The 17,307-nt window shown below is 40.8% G+C and carries 20 protein-coding genes; 11 read left to right on the plus strand and 9 right to left on the minus strand.

The window, feature by feature from the left end; all coding sequences use genetic code 11:
- Positions 1-68: 68 nt before the first annotated feature.
- Positions 69-962, minus strand: a complete 894-nt coding sequence (locus tag FCV43_RS10185; RefSeq protein ID WP_136995094.1) for a DMT family transporter — start codon at positions 960-962, stop codon at positions 69-71.
- 99 nt (positions 963-1,061) lie between these two features.
- Here FCV43_RS10185 and FCV43_RS10190 point away from each other — a divergent pair, with 99 nt between their 5' ends.
- On the plus strand, positions 1,062-1,850 hold the full coding sequence (locus FCV43_RS10190) for an AraC family transcriptional regulator (protein ID WP_136995095.1): 789 nt from the start codon (positions 1,062-1,064) through the stop codon (positions 1,848-1,850).
- 140 nt (positions 1,851-1,990) lie between these two features.
- Here the strand turns inward: FCV43_RS10190 and FCV43_RS10195 are convergent, their stop codons facing one another.
- The gene (locus FCV43_RS10195) at positions 1,991-2,221 is read right to left on the minus strand and encodes a PAS factor family protein (RefSeq protein WP_029203261.1); all 231 of its coding nucleotides are present in this window, start codon (positions 2,219-2,221) and stop codon (positions 1,991-1,993) included.
- A gap of 300 nt (positions 2,222-2,521) precedes the next feature.
- On the opposite strand from FCV43_RS10195, the gene FCV43_RS10200 reads away from it, so the two are divergent.
- Entirely contained in the window at positions 2,522-3,061 is a 540-nt protein-coding gene (locus tag FCV43_RS10200; protein WP_136995096.1) for a manganese efflux pump MntP, read from the plus strand.
- 143 nt (positions 3,062-3,204) lie between these two features.
- Here the strand turns inward: FCV43_RS10200 and FCV43_RS10205 are convergent, their stop codons facing one another.
- Both FCV43_RS10205 and pyrC read right to left on the minus strand, forming a co-directional pair.
- Positions 3,205-4,128, minus strand: a complete 924-nt coding sequence (locus FCV43_RS10205; RefSeq protein ID WP_017051667.1) for a M14 family metallopeptidase — start codon at positions 4,126-4,128, stop codon at positions 3,205-3,207.
- 255 nt (positions 4,129-4,383) lie between these two features.
- Complete coding sequence (gene pyrC / locus FCV43_RS10210) at positions 4,384-5,412, minus strand: dihydroorotase (protein ID WP_136995097.1); 1,029 nt, start codon at positions 5,410-5,412, stop codon at positions 4,384-4,386.
- A 239-nt stretch (positions 5,413-5,651) separates the two neighbouring features.
- On the opposite strand from pyrC, the gene FCV43_RS10215 reads away from it, so the two are divergent.
- The gene (locus FCV43_RS10215; RefSeq protein WP_136995098.1) at positions 5,652-6,845 is read left to right on the plus strand and encodes a YcbX family protein; all 1,194 of its coding nucleotides are present in this window, start codon (positions 5,652-5,654) and stop codon (positions 6,843-6,845) included.
- Between the two features lie 106 nt (positions 6,846-6,951).
- On the opposite strand, the gene nadE is transcribed toward FCV43_RS10215, so the two are convergent.
- The gene (nadE, locus tag FCV43_RS10220; RefSeq protein WP_136995099.1) at positions 6,952-7,782 is read right to left on the minus strand and encodes an ammonia-dependent NAD(+) synthetase; all 831 of its coding nucleotides are present in this window, start codon (positions 7,780-7,782) and stop codon (positions 6,952-6,954) included.
- 102 nt (positions 7,783-7,884) lie between these two features.
- On the opposite strand from nadE, the gene FCV43_RS10225 reads away from it, so the two are divergent.
- Entirely contained in the window at positions 7,885-8,397 is a 513-nt protein-coding gene (locus FCV43_RS10225; RefSeq protein ID WP_017051672.1) for a nicotinate-nicotinamide nucleotide adenylyltransferase, read from the plus strand.
- Between the two features lie 29 nt (positions 8,398-8,426).
- On the plus strand, positions 8,427-8,912 hold the full coding sequence (locus tag FCV43_RS10230; RefSeq protein ID WP_136995100.1) for a hypothetical protein: 486 nt from the start codon (positions 8,427-8,429) through the stop codon (positions 8,910-8,912).
- A gap of 87 nt (positions 8,913-8,999) precedes the next feature.
- On the opposite strand, the gene FCV43_RS10235 is transcribed toward FCV43_RS10230, so the two are convergent.
- Positions 9,000-9,608, minus strand: coding sequence for a hypothetical protein (locus tag FCV43_RS10235; protein ID WP_017052987.1), 609 nt, complete (start codon positions 9,606-9,608; stop codon positions 9,000-9,002).
- Between the two features lie 178 nt (positions 9,609-9,786).
- Between FCV43_RS10235 and FCV43_RS10240 the strand changes: the two genes are divergently transcribed.
- On the plus strand, positions 9,787-10,893 hold the full coding sequence (locus FCV43_RS10240; RefSeq protein ID WP_136995101.1) for a 1-acyl-sn-glycerol-3-phosphate acyltransferase: 1,107 nt from the start codon (positions 9,787-9,789) through the stop codon (positions 10,891-10,893).
- A gap of 46 nt (positions 10,894-10,939) precedes the next feature.
- On the opposite strand, the gene FCV43_RS10245 is transcribed toward FCV43_RS10240, so the two are convergent.
- Positions 10,940-11,542 carry a hypothetical protein gene (locus tag FCV43_RS10245; protein ID WP_017052985.1) on the minus strand — a complete coding sequence of 201 codons (603 nt, stop codon included), beginning with the start codon at positions 11,540-11,542 and terminating at the stop codon, positions 10,940-10,942.
- Positions 11,543-11,612: 70 nt separating this feature from the next.
- Between FCV43_RS10245 and FCV43_RS10250 the strand changes: the two genes are divergently transcribed.
- Entirely contained in the window at positions 11,613-11,879 is a 267-nt protein-coding gene (locus FCV43_RS10250; RefSeq protein WP_136995102.1) for a DUF1496 domain-containing protein, read from the plus strand.
- Between the two features lie 31 nt (positions 11,880-11,910).
- Here FCV43_RS10250 and FCV43_RS10255 read toward each other — a convergent pair whose 3' ends face one another.
- On the minus strand, positions 11,911-12,210 hold the full coding sequence (locus tag FCV43_RS10255) for a DUF406 family protein (RefSeq protein ID WP_017052983.1): 300 nt from the start codon (positions 12,208-12,210) through the stop codon (positions 11,911-11,913).
- 598 nt (positions 12,211-12,808) lie between these two features.
- Here FCV43_RS10255 and FCV43_RS10260 point away from each other — a divergent pair.
- Both FCV43_RS10260 and FCV43_RS10265 read left to right on the plus strand, forming a co-directional pair.
- Positions 12,809-13,270 carry a TetR/AcrR family transcriptional regulator gene (locus FCV43_RS10260; protein ID WP_017052982.1) on the plus strand — a complete coding sequence of 154 codons (462 nt, stop codon included), beginning with the start codon at positions 12,809-12,811 and terminating at the stop codon, positions 13,268-13,270.
- 208 nt (positions 13,271-13,478) lie between these two features.
- Positions 13,479-14,015 carry an ATP:cob(I)alamin adenosyltransferase gene (locus FCV43_RS10265; protein WP_113798409.1) on the plus strand — a complete coding sequence of 179 codons (537 nt, stop codon included), beginning with the start codon at positions 13,479-13,481 and terminating at the stop codon, positions 14,013-14,015.
- A 46-nt stretch (positions 14,016-14,061) separates the two neighbouring features.
- On the opposite strand, the gene FCV43_RS10270 is transcribed toward FCV43_RS10265, so the two are convergent.
- The gene (locus tag FCV43_RS10270; RefSeq protein WP_017052980.1) at positions 14,062-14,976 is read right to left on the minus strand and encodes a chemotaxis protein; all 915 of its coding nucleotides are present in this window, start codon (positions 14,974-14,976) and stop codon (positions 14,062-14,064) included.
- 179 nt (positions 14,977-15,155) lie between these two features.
- Here FCV43_RS10270 and ppiC point away from each other — a divergent pair, with 179 nt between their 5' ends.
- Both ppiC and FCV43_RS10280 read left to right on the plus strand, forming a co-directional pair.
- Positions 15,156-15,434: a peptidylprolyl isomerase PpiC gene (ppiC, locus tag FCV43_RS10275; RefSeq protein WP_017052979.1), complete on the plus strand. Its 279-nt coding sequence runs from the start codon at positions 15,156-15,158 to the stop codon at positions 15,432-15,434.
- Positions 15,435-15,932: 498 nt separating this feature from the next.
- Positions 15,933-17,300, plus strand: coding sequence for an alpha-amylase family protein (locus tag FCV43_RS10280; protein WP_113798407.1), 1,368 nt, complete (start codon positions 15,933-15,935; stop codon positions 17,298-17,300).
- Positions 17,301-17,307 lie beyond the last annotated feature (7 nt).

The raw sequence follows: 17,307 nt of genomic DNA on the forward strand, positions 1-17,307 counted from the left end.
AGGCTATTGTGCTCGTCTTTGACGTGGATTCACATAAACGAAAGCAAAAAAGAAAATTTACATTGATGTTAAGCTGCACTCTTGGCAATAACGGCAACCTGCTTAGATGTTTTAATTTGTGAAAGAATAACGCCAGATATCACCAAAATTCCTCCCATCAGATGATAGCTCTGGATTGTCTCTCCAAGCAGAGTCGAGGCTAACGTGACCGCAATGACAGGTAAAAGATTCATGAACATCGCAGTAGAATCAGCCCCGATGATTGCAATCGATTTGACCCACATCCAAGGTGCAATGACCGATGCCAGAATGGCGGCATAAGCGATCAAACTATAAGACGCTTGTGTGGGTAGTAACTGGTCACTGGTCAGCCAGAGTGGCGTCAGCATAATCACAGCACATAGCCCCTGCATGTAGATGAAAAGCCAGTTAGAGAAAGGCATTTTCCAACGCTTTAGAAGAACGCAATACACCGCATAAATGCATGCCGCGATCACCATTAAGCCGTCACCCTGAGTGATTTCTTGGCGGGTGAAAAACAGCATATCACCCTTCCCGAGCATGAAAGTTAGGCCTAAAAGCGACAAAACCCCACCTACAATGCTTAAGCCTGATACTTTTTTACCTAATAACGGGACGCTAATGAAGACACTAAGCAATGGAACCAAAGAGATAATAAGAGACATGTTTGATGCAGTTGTGGTAAGTCCTGCGTAGTAGCCTAGTGACTGATTCAATACCATGCCGAGTAGAGCAAGAAATGCGATCTTACGGATATAAGGTTTTATGGTTTTCCATTGGCGAATGAGCGATGGTAAGCAGAAAGGCGTTAAAAGAACCATGGCAAAAAACCAGCGGAAAAAGCTCATGGCACTAGGCTCTATTGCTGATGCCGCCAGTTTATTTACGATGGAATTGCCGCCCCAGATCACTACGGTAAAGAAAGGTAAGAGATAATTCATGTGATATCCATCGAGTAATTAATCGTTGGAGCTAGTGTATTTGGTCGCTATAATTATAAATATCTCCAGAAAGACATTCAGCGTGATAGGAAGACAATTTTGAAAAAAACGCCGAGAAAGCTGCATCGATCCTTATCAACGGAAAATGCACCATCAGATGTGTTTATGAATTTTGAAGCGTTTTTGTCGAATACTGAAACAAGAACTCACAGCCACGAATGGGGGCAAGTTCAGTTGATCAGTGGCGGGATTTTGGAAATGGAAGCTGAAGGAACCCGTTTCCTTGCTCCTCCCCATTTAGCGATTTGGGTTCCCGCAAATGTGATGCATTGCAGTTATAATCGTAAGCCCCTCGACTACTGTTCATTGAATATCGCTCATCAGCTAACCGCGTCGTTTCCAAACCAGACTAGTTTGATAAAAGTCACCCCAATTGTGTCTGCCATTATTGATGACTTACGAAGTCGAGATGTCAACATTGCACAATCGGAATCTGACAAGCGATTGGTTCAAGTTTTGCTTGATCAACTGGCAACGGAAGAGGTTGAACACCACTTTCTACCGTCTAGCAATCATAAATACTTAGCGCCTATTCTTGCAGCGATAGAGGAGAACCCAACCGATGATATGTCACTCGCAGATTGGGCAAGCAGAGTTCACACCACGGAAAGAACGCTTGCTCGTTATTGCCAAAGCGAATTAGGGATGAGTTATACCGAGTGGCGATTAAGGGTGCGATATCTACATTCGATGGAGCTACTGCGCAGCGGTCAGTCGGTTAAAGAGGTGGCCTTAACTCTAGGTTACAACCAAGCAAGCCCTTTTATCACAATGTTTAAGCGATATTCGGGGTTCACGCCGGAGCAATACAAAAACCGTTTGCTGTAAGGGATTACACCAACTGTCAGGTTATTAAGAGATCTGTTTAGAGAAAAAGCAATGGGTATTCTTGAGGCGTTGGCGGAGAAGAGCGTTCTTTTAGTCGTCCATGGAATTAGCGGCCTATGGGGGATCATGGCCGCTAATTTTTATTTTTCAGGCGTTTCTAGTGCTCTGATGGCGACGTTTAATGCATTGTCGAAATCTGCCCTTTTCTCTAGTTTTCCAGAGCTTGCTGGTCCGAGTGCGTTTGAATATAACGTTCTTTGTTTATCTAAAGGTAGATCTAATTGATTATATAAATTTTGTCGAATTTCGGCGTGTTGTTCTGGTTCATTATTCGAAAGGTCTATCAGGGTATCGTAAATTAGAGTGGAAATGGTGTTCATCGTAATCCCTTAATTACTGAATGGGTTGCATATTCGTTATATCTGTAAATTATCCGGACGTCTGCGATGTCAGTCACATAACAATGGGTCTCAGGTTGATGTGTGACTTATGACATTCTTAGCCCCATATTCGTCCAACGAACAAAGCAATTAAGGTTAGATGTAAGCACATGAGAGTGGTGCTTACTGCGTTTGCTTTAAACATTACCTTCTTGTACGGATTGAACTGGAACAAATAGGCTCGCTTATCTATAATGCCACTCCAAAATTTTATAACTCAGGAAATTGTCCTTGGTTGATGTCGTTATTTTAGCCATTGCTCTCAGTATGGATGCGTTTGCTGTATCTATTGGTCTTGGAGCAAAACATATTAAAAATTCTAGAGCTTTAGCGCTTATGTCGGGAGTCTATTTTGGTGCCTTTCAAGGCGCGATGCCGCTCTTGGGTTATCTAGGTGGAAAGGGTGTTCTAGGATTTGCTGAGTCATATGCACCTTGGGTTGCTTTTCTCCTTCTTGTCGTGATTGGTGGTAAAATGATTCACGAATCGATGTCGGACGGAGCAGAGAAAAATATCCGTGATATAACCCATAAAGTGATGTTTTTTCTCGCGATAGCAACCAGTATTGATGCCATTGCAGCAGGCTTCACTCTTTCGGTTCTTGATGTTAATCCGATGATAGCGTGTGCGATTATCGGGCTAATAACCTTCGGATTTAGTTGGGGGGGAATTTTTATCGGTTCTAAATGTGGAACTTGGCTGGAAAGTAAAATGGAATTACTTGGAGGCGTGACACTTATACTGATAGGTATAAAAATTGTTTGTACATAACCGCAGACCGCTCTTTGCCTAATATCGATTCAGTATCTAGAAACACGATTGGATCGCTTCGGCTTCGCTTACTGATAAGTGATAATAAATTATGCTTTTAGCGACGATGCAGCTAAAAGCATAATTAGTTAAATTGAATTACCCTACACTGAGTGCTCAATCAGGTAATTTAACCCACCCACAATGGCTGCGACTTGAGCTTTATTACACTCTTCATCTGTCACCTTCGGGCTATCAGGATAAACTTCTGTTGTTGAACCAAATTTGCAATTCGTCATTCCACCGCAAAGAGAAAGCTCAGTCATTGGGTAGTTGATGACTCCTTCTTGAGTGACTGGAGAGCCAATAATATTGCCGTCAGAATCTGGCGGAGCGATATGAGTCACTTTTCTTACTGAGTCTATGATTGCTTTTTGGAAGGCTTCAACAGGCTGTTCCGAATCTCCCACGGTATAAAACCCATCAGGCACCTCTTCTTCGATATACTCCACACCGTCGCGAGCAGCAAGTGCAGGCATAAATTCAGATTCATCCGTGTCTGTTGTTTCATGCAGGTCTATGTGCATGAGAAAATCTATGTTGAGAGCGTTAACAAATTGCATCACTGATGCGGATTCTTCTGCTGGGCTATTGGCATAAAACGAACGGTTAGGATCGATAGCAAGTGGGTTCCAACGGTTAATCGTTTCGTAACCCCAAGGGCTAATACATGGCGTTACGACAAAATTGAAGCGGTCTAAATAGTGGTGAACCTGAGTTTGTAGAAAGGTCAAAGCCCCTTGAACACCACTGGTTTCATATCCGTGAACGCCACCAGTGATTAAAATGGTCGGTTTTGAGGGATCCCAATTTTTAGTTTTAATCGCAAAAAGAGGGTAGCGGTCAGGGTCGTAGCTCAGTGCTCCGTATTGTTCGATGTCAAAATCAGCGTTTAGTGCTGTGATTTTTGAAACCACTTCTTCTTGGTAAGAGCGTTTGATTGTGACTTGTTCACGCCATGCGTCTTTCTCTTTCTGCGTCCATTTGACGCCAGCGGTTCCGATTGGATAAAAGTATGAGCTTTGCATTGCTGAGCCTTGTTTTTGAGATGCTTGTTTTATGAGAGTAACAGCGGAAATGAATCGAGCAAAAGATTTTTTAAAGTGAATAGATTTCAGGGGCGAATCGGTGCGTAGAGGTGATGAATCTTGATAGATGATAGATGATAGCTATTGATTGTTTCGCTCAGCTGAATGCTAAGTCAATAAAAACAGCAATGAACATTATCGCTCATTGCCGTTATGTCTGAGTTGAACTCTAGATTAATTTAGCACAACGAATATTTACTTAACCGTCCAAGAAATGGTCTCATCAGCTCGGATTGGCACAACAATATCTTGTCCAAAAGGCATGGTTGATGCAACGGTCCACTCTGCTTTAACGAGTGTGATTGTATCGGTATTACGCGCTTGCCCATAAAAATCAGGGCCATTGTGACTTGCAAATGCTTCTAAGTTTTCAAGCTTGCCTTCTTGTTCAAAAACTTCAGCATACAGTTCTAGTGCGGCATGAGCGGTATATGAACCAGCACAGCCACAAGCGGCCTCTTTTTTACCCTTACCATGAGGGGCAGAGTCGGTTCCTAGAAAGAACTTTTTGCTACCACTGGTTGCGGCTGCAATTAAAGCTTGCTGGTGGGTGTTGCGTTTTAAAATTGGCAAGCAGTAAAAGTGAGGTTTAATTCCGCCAACTAACATGTGGTTGCGGTTATACAATAAGTGGTGAGCAGTAATAGTTGCAGCAACGTTGTCGTTTGCACGGTTAACAAAATCGGCGGCATCGGCTGTTGTGATATGCTCTAACACGATTTTTAGGTTCGGAAAGTCATTCACAATTGGAGCGAGAACGGTATCTAAGAATGCCTTCTCGCGGTCAAAGATATCGACATCATGAGCCGTGACTTCGCCGTGAATGAGGAGCAGCATACCAACTTCTTGCATCGCTTCTAAAACCGGATAAATATTTTTAGCACAAGTGACGCCAGAATCTGAATTGGTTGTCGCGCCAGCAGGGTAGAGCTTTGCAGCAACAACAGCACCTGATGCTTTTGCAGCACGAATTTCATCGGTAGTGGTATTGTCTGTTAGGTAAAGCGCCATCAAAGGCTTAAATTGAGCACTTGGCTTTTCTGCCATGATACGCTCGCGGTACGCTAACGCCATTTCAGTATCAGTGACGGGTGGGATGGTATTTGGCATGATCAAAGCACGGCCATTGTAACGGCTAATGTCTCGAACGGTGTCCGCAAGAACGTCACCATCACGAAGGTGAACATGCCAGTCGTCTGGACGAGTGATCGTAAGTGTTGTCATTTATAAGCTCCCACCAATGAAAATAGTTATGTGATTGGAGCCTAAATAGAGCGAAAAGTGTGAATGCAATCGCTTCCGTTTAGGCGACAGGATGATAGAGGAAATACTATTTGATTTCATCTTCTTTCTGACTTTTCCTTCGTATTTCTGGGATGACGGTGAATTCTTTTGTAAGCAGAAGTTTGTTAGCATGGCAAAATAGAAATGTTAGATACTGAACACAAAGGATAGGGTTAGTAATGTCATCTCAAAATACAACACCTCGCAGCAAAGTCACTCAACACACAGACTCCACCCCAACACTTACTCAAATTAATGTTTACCCTGCTAAATCTGTTGGAGGGATCTCGCTTTCAAATTCATGGGTAGAGAAGCAAGGTTTAAGCTTCGATCGTCGATTTATGATTGCGCTGTCTGATGGAAGCATGGTGACCGCTAGAAAATACCCAAAGATGGTGAAAGTGAAATCTTGCTTAGTCGCGGATGGCGTTATGTTTACGTACCCCGGAATGCCTGCCCTAAAACTGGTGTATTCGGAATTCAAAATGCAAGAGTCACCAGCACAAGTATGGAAAGATACCTTTACTGCATATACCACGACGGATTGTGCTGATGATTGGTTTAGCCAAGTTCTCGGATTGCGAGTAGAGTTTCTATTTTGTGGGGAGCAGTCTAATCGAGTGCGCGAAAAACTTGGCCATAATGTCAGTTTTGCTGATGGTTACCCTGTGCTTATTATTAGCCAACAATCATTAGATGAGCTGAACAGACGTAGTCCTGAATTTCACTCAATGGATCAATTTAGAACCAATTTAGTGGTGTCTGGTTCTGAGCCATTCATTGAAGATAGTTGGAAGCGTATTCGTATCGGTGAAGTAGAGTTTGAAGCAGTAAAGCCTTGTGAACGCTGCATTCTGACTACAGTCGATGTGGAAAAAGGCGAATTCAGAACAACGAAAGAGCCGCTGAATACACTATCTCGTTTTCGCGCTAATGAGCGTGGCGGTGTTTTCTTTGGGCAAAACCTAGTGGCAAAAAATGAAGGATTGATCCAAGCCGGAGATGTAATCGAAGTTTTAGAAACCAAAGAGAAAGAGTTCTATCAAGATACTTCAAGCGGGAATGTTGGTGAAAATGAAGGCGTTGACGATCTTCAATTAGTCGCGGCAGAAGAAAAAGCGCTGCAATTGAGTGTGAATGGCTATCTGTTTGAAGGGAATAACCAAGATACATTACTGAAACAAGCCGAAAACGCTGGGTTGTCGATTATGAATAGTTGCCGTGCTGGCATCTGTGGTGCGTGTATGATGACGTTAGAGTCCGGCAAGGTCGATCATTTTGATGCTCCTGCTATACAAGATGAAGAGAGGAGTATGGGGAAAATTTTAGCCTGTTGCTGCGTCCCTAAAACGGATATCGAAGTGATTGATTAAGCTTCGTGTTCATATCTTGTGATTTAAAAAAGGCTAACAACGAGTGTTGTTAGCCTTTATGCTTTTTAGAGCTTAGAGCTTAGAGCTTAGAGCTTAGAGCTTAGAGCTAGTCATAGATCGTAGGAATTGGCTGACGCTTGTGTTGAGTCGCTTTATAAATATTTACTAGACGGTCGGTGACATCTTGTGAAACAGGCTTGCCTTCCAAAAAGTCGTCAATCTGTTCATAAGACAAATCCAGAGCATCTTCATCCGCTTTTTGTGGATCAAGTTCTTCTAAATCTGCGGTAGGCACTTTTTTTACTAACTGTTCAGGAGCACCTAAAGTTGCGGCTAACTCTCGGACTTGGCGCTTGTTTAATCCAAACAGTGGCGCCATATCGCAAGCGCCATCACCAAACTTGGTATAGAAGCCAGTAATGTTTTCAGCTGAATGGTCAGTACCAATTACTAAGCCGCCAACATAGCCAGCGATTTCATATTGCGCTGCCATCCGTGCTCGTGCTTTAACATTGCCTTTAACAAAGTCGATTTTTGCTGAGTCAGTTGGAAGAAGGTTCGTGCCTTCTAAAGCAATATGAGAAGCTGAATGTAACCCATCAACGCCTGCTTTAATGTTGACAGAAACAGAGTGACTCGGTTGAATAAAAGAGAGCGCTAGTTGTGCTTCATCTTCATCTTTTTGTTCACCGTACGGAAGGCGAACGGCAATAAATTGATAAGCCTGCGAGTTTGATTCTGTATTTAGGGCATCAATTGCCAATTGCGCAAGTCGGCCACAGGTTGTGGAGTCGACCCCACCGCTGATGCCAAGTACTAACGATTTACAACCCGATTGTTGTAGCTTGTTCTTGATGAATGCGACGCGGCGATCAATTTCAAAATGAGCATCAATTGATGGGAGAACACGCATTTCATCTCGGATGAGTTGTTCCATTAGAGTTCCTTTTCTGCAAGCAATATAAAAAATAGTGAAATTAGTAGTATCATACCGAATTCATTTGATTAAAAAACTCAATTTAATAGGCGAAAGTCAGGCATGAAGAAAATAGCAGTGTTTGGGAGTGCGTTTAATCCGCCAAGTTTAGGCCATAAGAGCGTTATTGATTCATTAACCCACTTTGATTGCACTTTATTGGTTCCTAGTATTGCCCATGCATGGGGCAAAACCATGCTGGACTATGATATACGTTGTGAACTTTTGGATGATTTTATCTCTGATCTCGCACTTCCAAATGTACTGCGTTCAACCGTTGAGCAAGAATTGTACCTACCGGGGGAAAGTGTCACCACTTTTGCAGTCTTAAATAGAATTCAAGAATTGTACCCACATGCCGATATAACTTTTGTTATAGGACCAGATAACTTTTTCAAGTTTTCAAAATTCTATAAAGCGGAACAAATAATGCATCGATGGTGTGTGATGGCGTGCCCTGAAACAGTCAATGTTCGCAGCACGGATATCCGTAATCGATTAATGGCTGGTGAGGCAATTGATGATCTAACCACGGTTTCGGTTAGTAAAAAGTTGCAACACAGCAATCTGTATTAGATAATTAAGCGCTAATCTAATGAGGTCCGATGACTATGCTAAAAAAGATGTTCATAGCTTCTATGCTAACTGTGGCTTATGCGCCATCGATTTATGCTGGGTGTGACTTTTTTAGTAATGAATCCGTCATGTTGGAGTCAAAATCCAGTTGGTGTGACTCAATAGCCAATGGCGTTGATATGATTAGCTCAAAAGTCTCGACATTAGGAGGCTTGCTTGAAGAAGAAAAAATGCCGAATACTTACTGGGCAGAGTGGGCATTAAGGCCAGAAGATGAGCCTATCTTAACGCAAAATATATCTAGTAATTACATTGGTCTAGGCATTTGGATGCCAGATGAGTTGGCTGAAAATGAAAACCAAATGACCACAGAAGAGTGGCTGACTAATCACGGTTTACAGATCAGTATTGGTCTGGGTGAGAAAAAAAGCGGTGAGCCTAGAATGCGTTTTGATTACCGTTGGCATGAAGTTTATCAAGGCGATGTCATGATGCAGATCGAACTGCCATTTTAGACTTTTAATGATCTAAAAAAGCCGCTAAGAGGAGAGCCTCTCAGCGGCTTTTTGCTATCTAAAGGAATGCTTAAACTAAAGGAATGTTTAAAGCTCACTTCCAAATACAAGCAGACATAACTGCTCAAACTCTTCTTCTTTACCGGAGAAAAGTTGCTCAATAATAAGTGCTTTCTTTTGACCAGATTGAAGACGCTTTTTGCTCTCGCGCATTGTCATGACTAAGATATTTATCTGCTCTAGATCAGAACTCTTTCCAGGCTCCCATTGATTAAACTCACGACTTAGCTGAGTTTCAATTAACGTTGGCTGAAGGGAGAGAACTTCCTCTTTAAGTACCGCTAATAGATCTTTCTCATGCTGTGGAGATAGCTTCTTTTGGGTTAGCTTATTTAATACGGCACGAGAGAGTTCTGATAAGCGAACTAAACCCGATTGGGTTGGGAACTTGTCAGTTAGCCGAATTGAAAAATCAACACGTTGAATATGAGTATTTGGAAAAAAAGTGATTGAAGTTAGGCAATCAAATGGCACCCAGATGGTTTCCCCTTGTTCAATAGCGTATTCAGTTTTTCCAAGCTTAATTAAGAGCAGGCCACTTTGGACGGTGATTAAACTATGCTTGAGCACTTTTTTTCTTGGGGTAATGACCAAGTAAGGGTAGCTAGTGTTCTGGTGTTCAATCGCGTAATTCATAGTGTAAACCTAAATTTATGGGGCGATAAGATTAACGGTTATGATCAAAAATTCCAACTATAAGTCTGATATTTGGAGATAATCTGGTCTGACCTTGTCAAAAGTATGGACTATGTAGCTGCGAGTGTCGTCAACAATGCGTAGAATGAAGAAGCTTTTTTATTTGATGTAGTGAAAAATGACTTCTAATACCGATCTTTATGCTGATATCCGTCCTTACAATGATGATGAGATCCCAGCTGCAATTAATCGTCTCATTAATGACGAAGAGTTTATCAATGCTATTCTAGAACATCGATTTTCAAATCATGCGACTTGGTTTAAAACTTTAATGAGTCCTGTTTTGCGTGTTTACCTGAAAGTTAAGTGGAGTAAATACCGTTCTGTTGATGCTATCCAACTTGAAGTAAAAAAGTATTTAAAAAATACTCTGAATACGACAACGGATGGGGTGACTTACTCTGGGCTTGATGCTTTAGATAAAGATACGGCTTATTTATTTGTGTCTAATCACCGAGATATCGCGATGGATCCCGCTTTGGTCAACTATGGTTTGTATCAAGAGGATCACAGAACAGTTCGTATTGCTATCGGTGATAATTTATTAAAAAAACCGTGCGCCGCAGACCTCATGAGGATCAATAAAAGTTTTATTGTGAAACGATCTGCAAAAGGACCTCGTGAAATGATGAAAATGCTTGGACAGCTTTCTTCATACATCAAGCACTCATTAGAAACTGGAAATTCTATTTGGATAGCGCAGAAAGAGGGGAGAGCAAAGGACGGGAATGATTTTACCGATCCTGCGATCCTGAAAATGTTTCATGTGGAAGGACGTAAGCAAAAGACGCCTTTTTCAGAATATGTAAAATCACTGAAAATTGTGCCAGTTTCAATATCGTACGAAAATGATCCGTGTGATATCGCTAAAGCCCGTGAGCTATATGAAAAAGCGACACATGGCGTTTATGAGAAAGGTGAGTTTGAAGATATCGAAAGTATCATTCAAGGGATCATTGGACGTAAATCTCGTGTACATGTCGCATTTGGCCAAGTGATCGAAGATGATTACGAAACGCCTGAAGCATTAGCAACGGAAATTGATCGTCAGATACACCGCAATTATAAATTATTCCCGATTAACCTTCTGGCTGAAGGTAGGGAAGATAGCTCAATAACAGAGGCGACCCGTAGAGATTTTGAATCAAAATTGGAGCAACTTCCATTGGGGGCGCATCAGTATTTGATTGATAGCTACGCAAACCCGGTGAAGAATCAAGCATAAGAAAGAGAGGAGCGATAAACGCTCCTTTTTTCATGTCTGAGACAGATTATTTTGCAACGGCGCCACCTAGATTGAGTTTTGATGGCCATTTTGAAATGCGATTGCCACCCAGAAATATGTTGCCTTTAACGGTCATAATATCTGGAAACTCGGTAAGACCAGATCCCCCAATATACAGGTCTCCATCTACCTCTAATCCGTTAGGTAATGCGGTCAAAGGCGTTCGGATTAGGCTTAAATCACCTTTTACTTTCAGTCGATTCGGTAATTTGGTTAGCGGTGTATCGGTTAGGTTGAGGTATCCGCCAACTTTAACGCCTTTGGGCCACGACTGAATTTGTGTTCCAATGAAATTGGCGTACCCTTTTATAGACGTACCAGCTTTAATTTGTTTTACCATGCTATTTGAAGCGTCTAAGCTACCAAGGACCTTTAAACCAGCAGGCAAGCGAGTGATACTGGTTTTTGCAATATTAAGATTACCCTTAACTAATAAATCATTTGGTAGCGAGGTGTAAGGTTTATTGCGCAGGTAAAGATTGCCATAGTTATCTAAATGGTTCAGCAGTTGGTAGGAATCTAAGGGTGCGGAATGGATCGCTTGTGATGCGAAAAGCAGAGTGCTGGCAAGTAATATCGTTTTGTACATCAGGGGAGCCTACTTTTCGGTTGCTATCGCTATTGGCTGTAAGCAATAAATATCTATATAGAGTAGTGTAATGAAGTTTTTAAACAAAATCATACTATTTACTGGGATCAGTTTATGTACCAATGCAGTGCAGGCCAAAACCGTTTCAACTCCCAGCGCCGCTCTCATCATAACTGAAGAGTTGGGACAAAGAGTCTGCTATTTCGAAAATAAAGCCTATACCATAGGTGCTGTTATTCAGGTTTCAGATATTTTACTTGAGTGTGTTGCTGAGAAGAGTTTTGAGACCAATGGAGCGTTGAAATGGGTGAAGTTAGACGTTAAAAACGAGCAATAGTGCTCGTTTTATTCGTGGATCTCAGAATTAACTAACGTCTTAAAGAACGAGTCTTTAATTCAAAAATAAGCTTTTCAGCACTGACTTCAAATTTAAAGCGGGCTGTTAGCTCTGTTGACTCATCAGTAGATTTCAAAATGTCATGCTGTACATTTTTGCATACACCTTGGGCTAAACTTAAGTACTTAGCAAACTCAGCGTCCAGTAGTTCTTGGCTAGTTGCGCTAATCATTACTTCAGATACATCATCGCCTTCTTTAATGATAAAACCGATTTCGCCCGCACAGCCACATGCTTCACATACTTCAGTTTCTTTTAGATCAATACTCATAACAAATCCTCTTACAAAATATGAGGCTATTCTAACGAGCAAATGGAGCGACATCTAGAGAAATGAATGATTCTTGTCTATTTAATGAATCGTATGCTATGTTATTTATTAAAGCGGTGGCTTTCTGTACATAGTCGGTTTGTGGTTAATACATGTGTGATCTTAGTCACATTACTGAATGGAGCTATGTCACCTAAAGGTTAGAATGTTAGACAGTTAGTTGCTTCATGAAGGATTTTATAAGATTATCTATGTGCAGAATAGTATTTCTAAAACGAATTAATATTATGGCTTTATATTGTGATCGATAATGTAATTTATTTATATGAAACTTATTGATTACATATTACTCTGTTACGAAGTTTGTTTTAAATGTTAATAATGTTATTGTTAACATCGCAGATAGAAATGTTTTTCTCATATTGATTCTAGGGTTTATTTGTAATACTGCTTAATGTTGTGCTGTTACTTTCTGAAAAGCAGGTAGTAAATTTAAGCTTGCAGTTTATTCTATAAAGAACATAATACGGATAATTACTTTCATGCTGGTTCAGGCAATTGAATTAGATGGATTTACAAAAAAGAAGAGCGTTAAACCATGCCAAAGCGTAGTAAAGAAGATACTGAAATCACAATTCAGAAGATTATGGATGCTGTTATCGACCAGCTATTGAGATTGGGTTATGACAAGATGTCTTACACAACTCTAAGTCAACAGACGGGCGTTTCTCGCACTGGTATTAGCCATCACTTTCCTAAGAAAACTGACTTTACCGCAGCATTAGACGGTCGCATTTTTAAAATGTTTATGGAACATATTGAGTTCGATAAAGATCTTGAAGGCTTTTCAAAAAGCTGGCTTGTTGCTTTGGAAAATGCAGAATTCTTAGCTATTTTACGCTTGCTTTTCCACCATGTAGTTGTATCAGAAAATGCTCATGAATTTGCAGCAAATGGTATTGACCGCTTATACAAACTTGCTGAATCACAATTTGGTTCTGAAAGCTCTAAAGAGCTAGAGTGGCTATTGGGTAAATCTCTGGTTCAAATGAGCAAATAAGCCTGATTACATATTAAAAAAGCCTCATATATTGAGGCTTTTTTTCTATTTAAAGAAAGTTATATTGAAATTAACTTGTTATCAATAAAATGAGTTGTTTGGATACTGGCTAGAAATTGTGAGTGTATGACTTATTTGTGTATGCATATACAATTTAAGTAGTTGGTTATTGTTATTATAGTCATTGAATTTTAAGTGAGTTCTTGAGGTGAAACCTGTAAGCCGTGATTGGGATGAATTCTGTTATCCATTTATTTACGAAGAGAGTCCTGTTTGTGATTTCGAAATAATCGCAGATGAACTATGCAGTCGTGTTGGTTTTGTGCTCTCTATGGAGCTTGATGATTATTCGCGTGATTTATTGAGCCGGGTTCAACCTAATATCTATCATTTGAATGGTTCTGTCCGTGGAAAACTGGCTATTTCTGTAAATGAGCTGGAAGAGTTGAAAAAAGATTATGTTCAACTGAGAGAAAAATTAGACGGAGGCTTTAAAGGCTTTGTGTTACCAGGTGGTCATCCAATCGCAAGCCAGTTGCACCTTTGCCGATGTCAGGCAAAAAAGATTGTTAGAGCTCTGGTTAAGATCGAGCATACTAGTAGTAAGAGCCCCGATCCTATTCTATTTAAATACGCTAACTTATTGGCGAATACAATGTATGCACTTGCCTCTTACACCAATCAGATTACAAAGTCGCCAGAAGTTGAGTTTGTTAGCCGTAGTTATAGCATGCCAAAAAAATAGCCTTAACAAAGGCTAAGGCTATTTTGTTGAACATTAAATCGAATGATTAGCTTGTCATTGCTGCGGACTCTAAGTTCTTAGCGCCTCGTAACATCGCTTCAATTAGTTCACCAGCATTAAACTTTTCTAACGCTTCATGTGCTCCTACTTGCTGCGCCCTATCGACACAAATTTCGCTAGAAAGGGATGTATGTAATATGCGGTAAGATTGGTTTAGAGAGGGATCATTTTGTACTTCGAAGGCTAGCTCATAGCCGTCTAAACCGGGCATCTCTATATCACTTACGAGAAGTTCAATAGGGGTATTGTTCTCAGCTTGCTCTTTCATGACTTTTAAAGCATCAAGGCCGTTATTACAAATTTTGTATGGAATATTAATACTATCTAAGGCATCGGAAAGCTGCTTGCGGGCGATGGATGAATCGTCTACCAGCAAAATATGCAGCGCTTTTAGTCTTTCTCGTTCAATATCGGTGAGCATTGGAATTCGAGCTGAGTCATACTGTGGGTAGATTTTAGATAGCAATAATTCTACATCTAACAGCTGGACGATGTTGTCTTCAAATCGGGTGATTCCGGTAACAAAGACATTATGTCCAGTTACGGTTGGTGGCGGCTCAATAGATTTCCAATCACACTCTATTATTTTGTCGATAGATCGCACCATAAATGCAACCACAGTTCGCAAACAGTCGGTGACAATTAGGAAGCAATTTTCATACTCTTCTGGCTCTATTGGACGAAAACCAATCGCCGCGGACATATCAATGACAGGCACGGTTAGCTCTCTGATGGTGATAGTGCCAATAACATGATGATGAGAGTATGGGATTTTTGTCGTTGGCATATAAGGGACAATTTCTCTTACCTTAAGCGTACCAATGGCAAAGCTTTGCTTTAATGATAGCTTAAACATTAGCATGCCTTGCGATTGGTTAGCCTTACTCTTTGGTCGAGCCATATATATCCACCTATATTAAAATATTCTTATGCAATCTTATCTGATCATAGCTTAACGGCAACTTAAGTCTTAATATTTATGCGTTTTTATTGCGTCTACTCAAATTGGCTAGGTAACGATGAGTGAAGATTTAGAATTGATGAGGTAAAATGGCGTATCGCAACACTTTGAGATTAATTATGGCTAGATCAGCAGCAGCGCTCCACATTTTGGTGAAGCATAAAGAACAAGCAGAAGACATTATCAAACAGTTAAAGAAAGGCGCAAAATTTCAGACGCTTGCAAAAAAATTCTCCACCTGTCCGTCAGGTAAAAAAGGAGGGGATTTAGGGGAATTTCAAAAAGGGCAGATGGTCCCTCAGTTTGATAAAGCCGTATTCACTGGTGAAATCTTAACGCCACTATTGGTAAAAACAAAATTTGGTTGGCATGTTATTAAGGTTTTATACCGAACGTAATTTGATTGAAGTCATCTATAACGAAAACTTAAGAGCATAGAGGTAATTCTATGCTCTTTTTTTTGCCGACGTGTTGTTTGATTGTTTATGTTTCCCCATTTATGACTACTGCTATGAGTGATAAAGATCACAGCTTTGGCTTTGGCTATTAACTGATCCCTAAAATACTTTACGTGGTAGTAAGAGGTTTTCATAAACATCATGAAAAGGAATGGGGTAAGGGCGTTTGTGCTGGCAATTAATTATTCTTTCAATATATCAGAGTGTTATGTCTATTTTTTTTAGAGTGTGCATAGGGGTAAGTTGAAAGCTGAAGCATGAATTATCCAGAATTTCATTCCGTTAACCTTCTACGCCCTAAGGTATCCTCCGGGGTCGCATTGCAAAAGGGGGAGGGAGATTTCATTGCTGATCATATAATCGTTGCATTGTTTGGGCTTGTATTCATTTTTAACCTTGTATGTATAGGTTGAAGCCCAAGAAGATAGGAGAGAAATTATGACGCATTCAGTAGTGCCGAAGCAGAAGAGTAGTGATGTGATTTTACATGCATTCGATTGGACTTATTCAAACATCGCCCTTCAAGCTAGTACCATCCATTCTTTGGGTTACAAATCAGTGTTGGTTTCACCGCCAATGAAATCAGCGAGAACGGCTGAAGGTACGAAATGGTGGCAACGATATCAGCCTCAAGATTACCGAATTATTGACAACCAACTTGGCAATACACATGACTTTAAGGCGATGGTTGATGCTTTAAAAGCACAAGGCATACGAACCTATGTAGATGTGGTCTTCAATCACATGGCTAACGAATCTAAGCAGCGATTAGATCTGCAATACCCTAATGCAGCGGATATGGCGGAGTATGAAGAGAGCAATGGACGGGTTGAGGAATTAAAACTATTTGGCGATCTCTCTAAGCCGCTGTTTGATGAAGATGATTTTGTTGAAGCGTTCGGTATTGAGAATTGGAAAGATAAGTGGGAAGTGCAAAATGGTCGTATATCAGGCGGACCACAAGATCCCGGCTTACCGACTTTGCGCGTGAGCGATTATGTTGTAACTCAACAGCAGAATTACCTTAAAGCTTTAAAAGCTATGGGTGTTAAAGGCTTCCGAATTGATGCGGCTAAGCACATGTCAATTGAGCATCTTAAAAGAGTATGGACTGAGGACATAACTAAAGATATTCATATTTTTGGTGAAATAATCACAGATGGTGGTGCGACAGAAGAAGAGTACGAGATTTTCTTAAAACCTTATTTAGAAGAGACTCGTTTAGGGGCGTATGATTTCCCTCTTTTTAAAACCATTCATGATGCGTTTGCTCCGAAAGGCAGTTTGAAAGCTTTGATTGACCCATACTGCTTTGGCCAGGCGTTGTCACACCGTCGAGCGATAACGTTTACGGTTACTCATGATATTCCAAACAACGATGTCTTCCTTGATTTGGTGATGGATGAAGCAAGTGAACACTTGGCTTATGCATACATTTTAGGTCGTGATGGGGGCGTCCCACTTGTCTACACAGATTTAGATACTAGTGGTATCGTAAATTCAGAAGGAAAACCACGTTGGCAGGATGCTTGGCGCTCAGAAGCAATGATGAATATGATCGGGTTTCATAACCAGGTTCATGGTGAAAAAATGTCAGTGATCGAAGCAAATGACGACATGATTGTATTTTCTAGAGGGAAGAAAGGCCTGGTGGTGATCAATAAGTCGGTTCGAAGCCAAAGTCTACTTGTTCCTTGGGGCGCTGATGTGACCGATTTAATGACTCGTAAAACATTAGAGAATATTGGAGGAAAGTTAAGCTTCGATATTCCAGCAAAATCCTGCATGATGCTAGTTAATAGTTAATAGTTAA

It is taken from the genome of Vibrio genomosp. F6, from assembly GCF_005146325.1.
In the GTDB taxonomy this organism is placed as follows: domain Bacteria; phylum Pseudomonadota; class Gammaproteobacteria; order Enterobacterales; family Vibrionaceae; genus Vibrio; species Vibrio cortegadensis.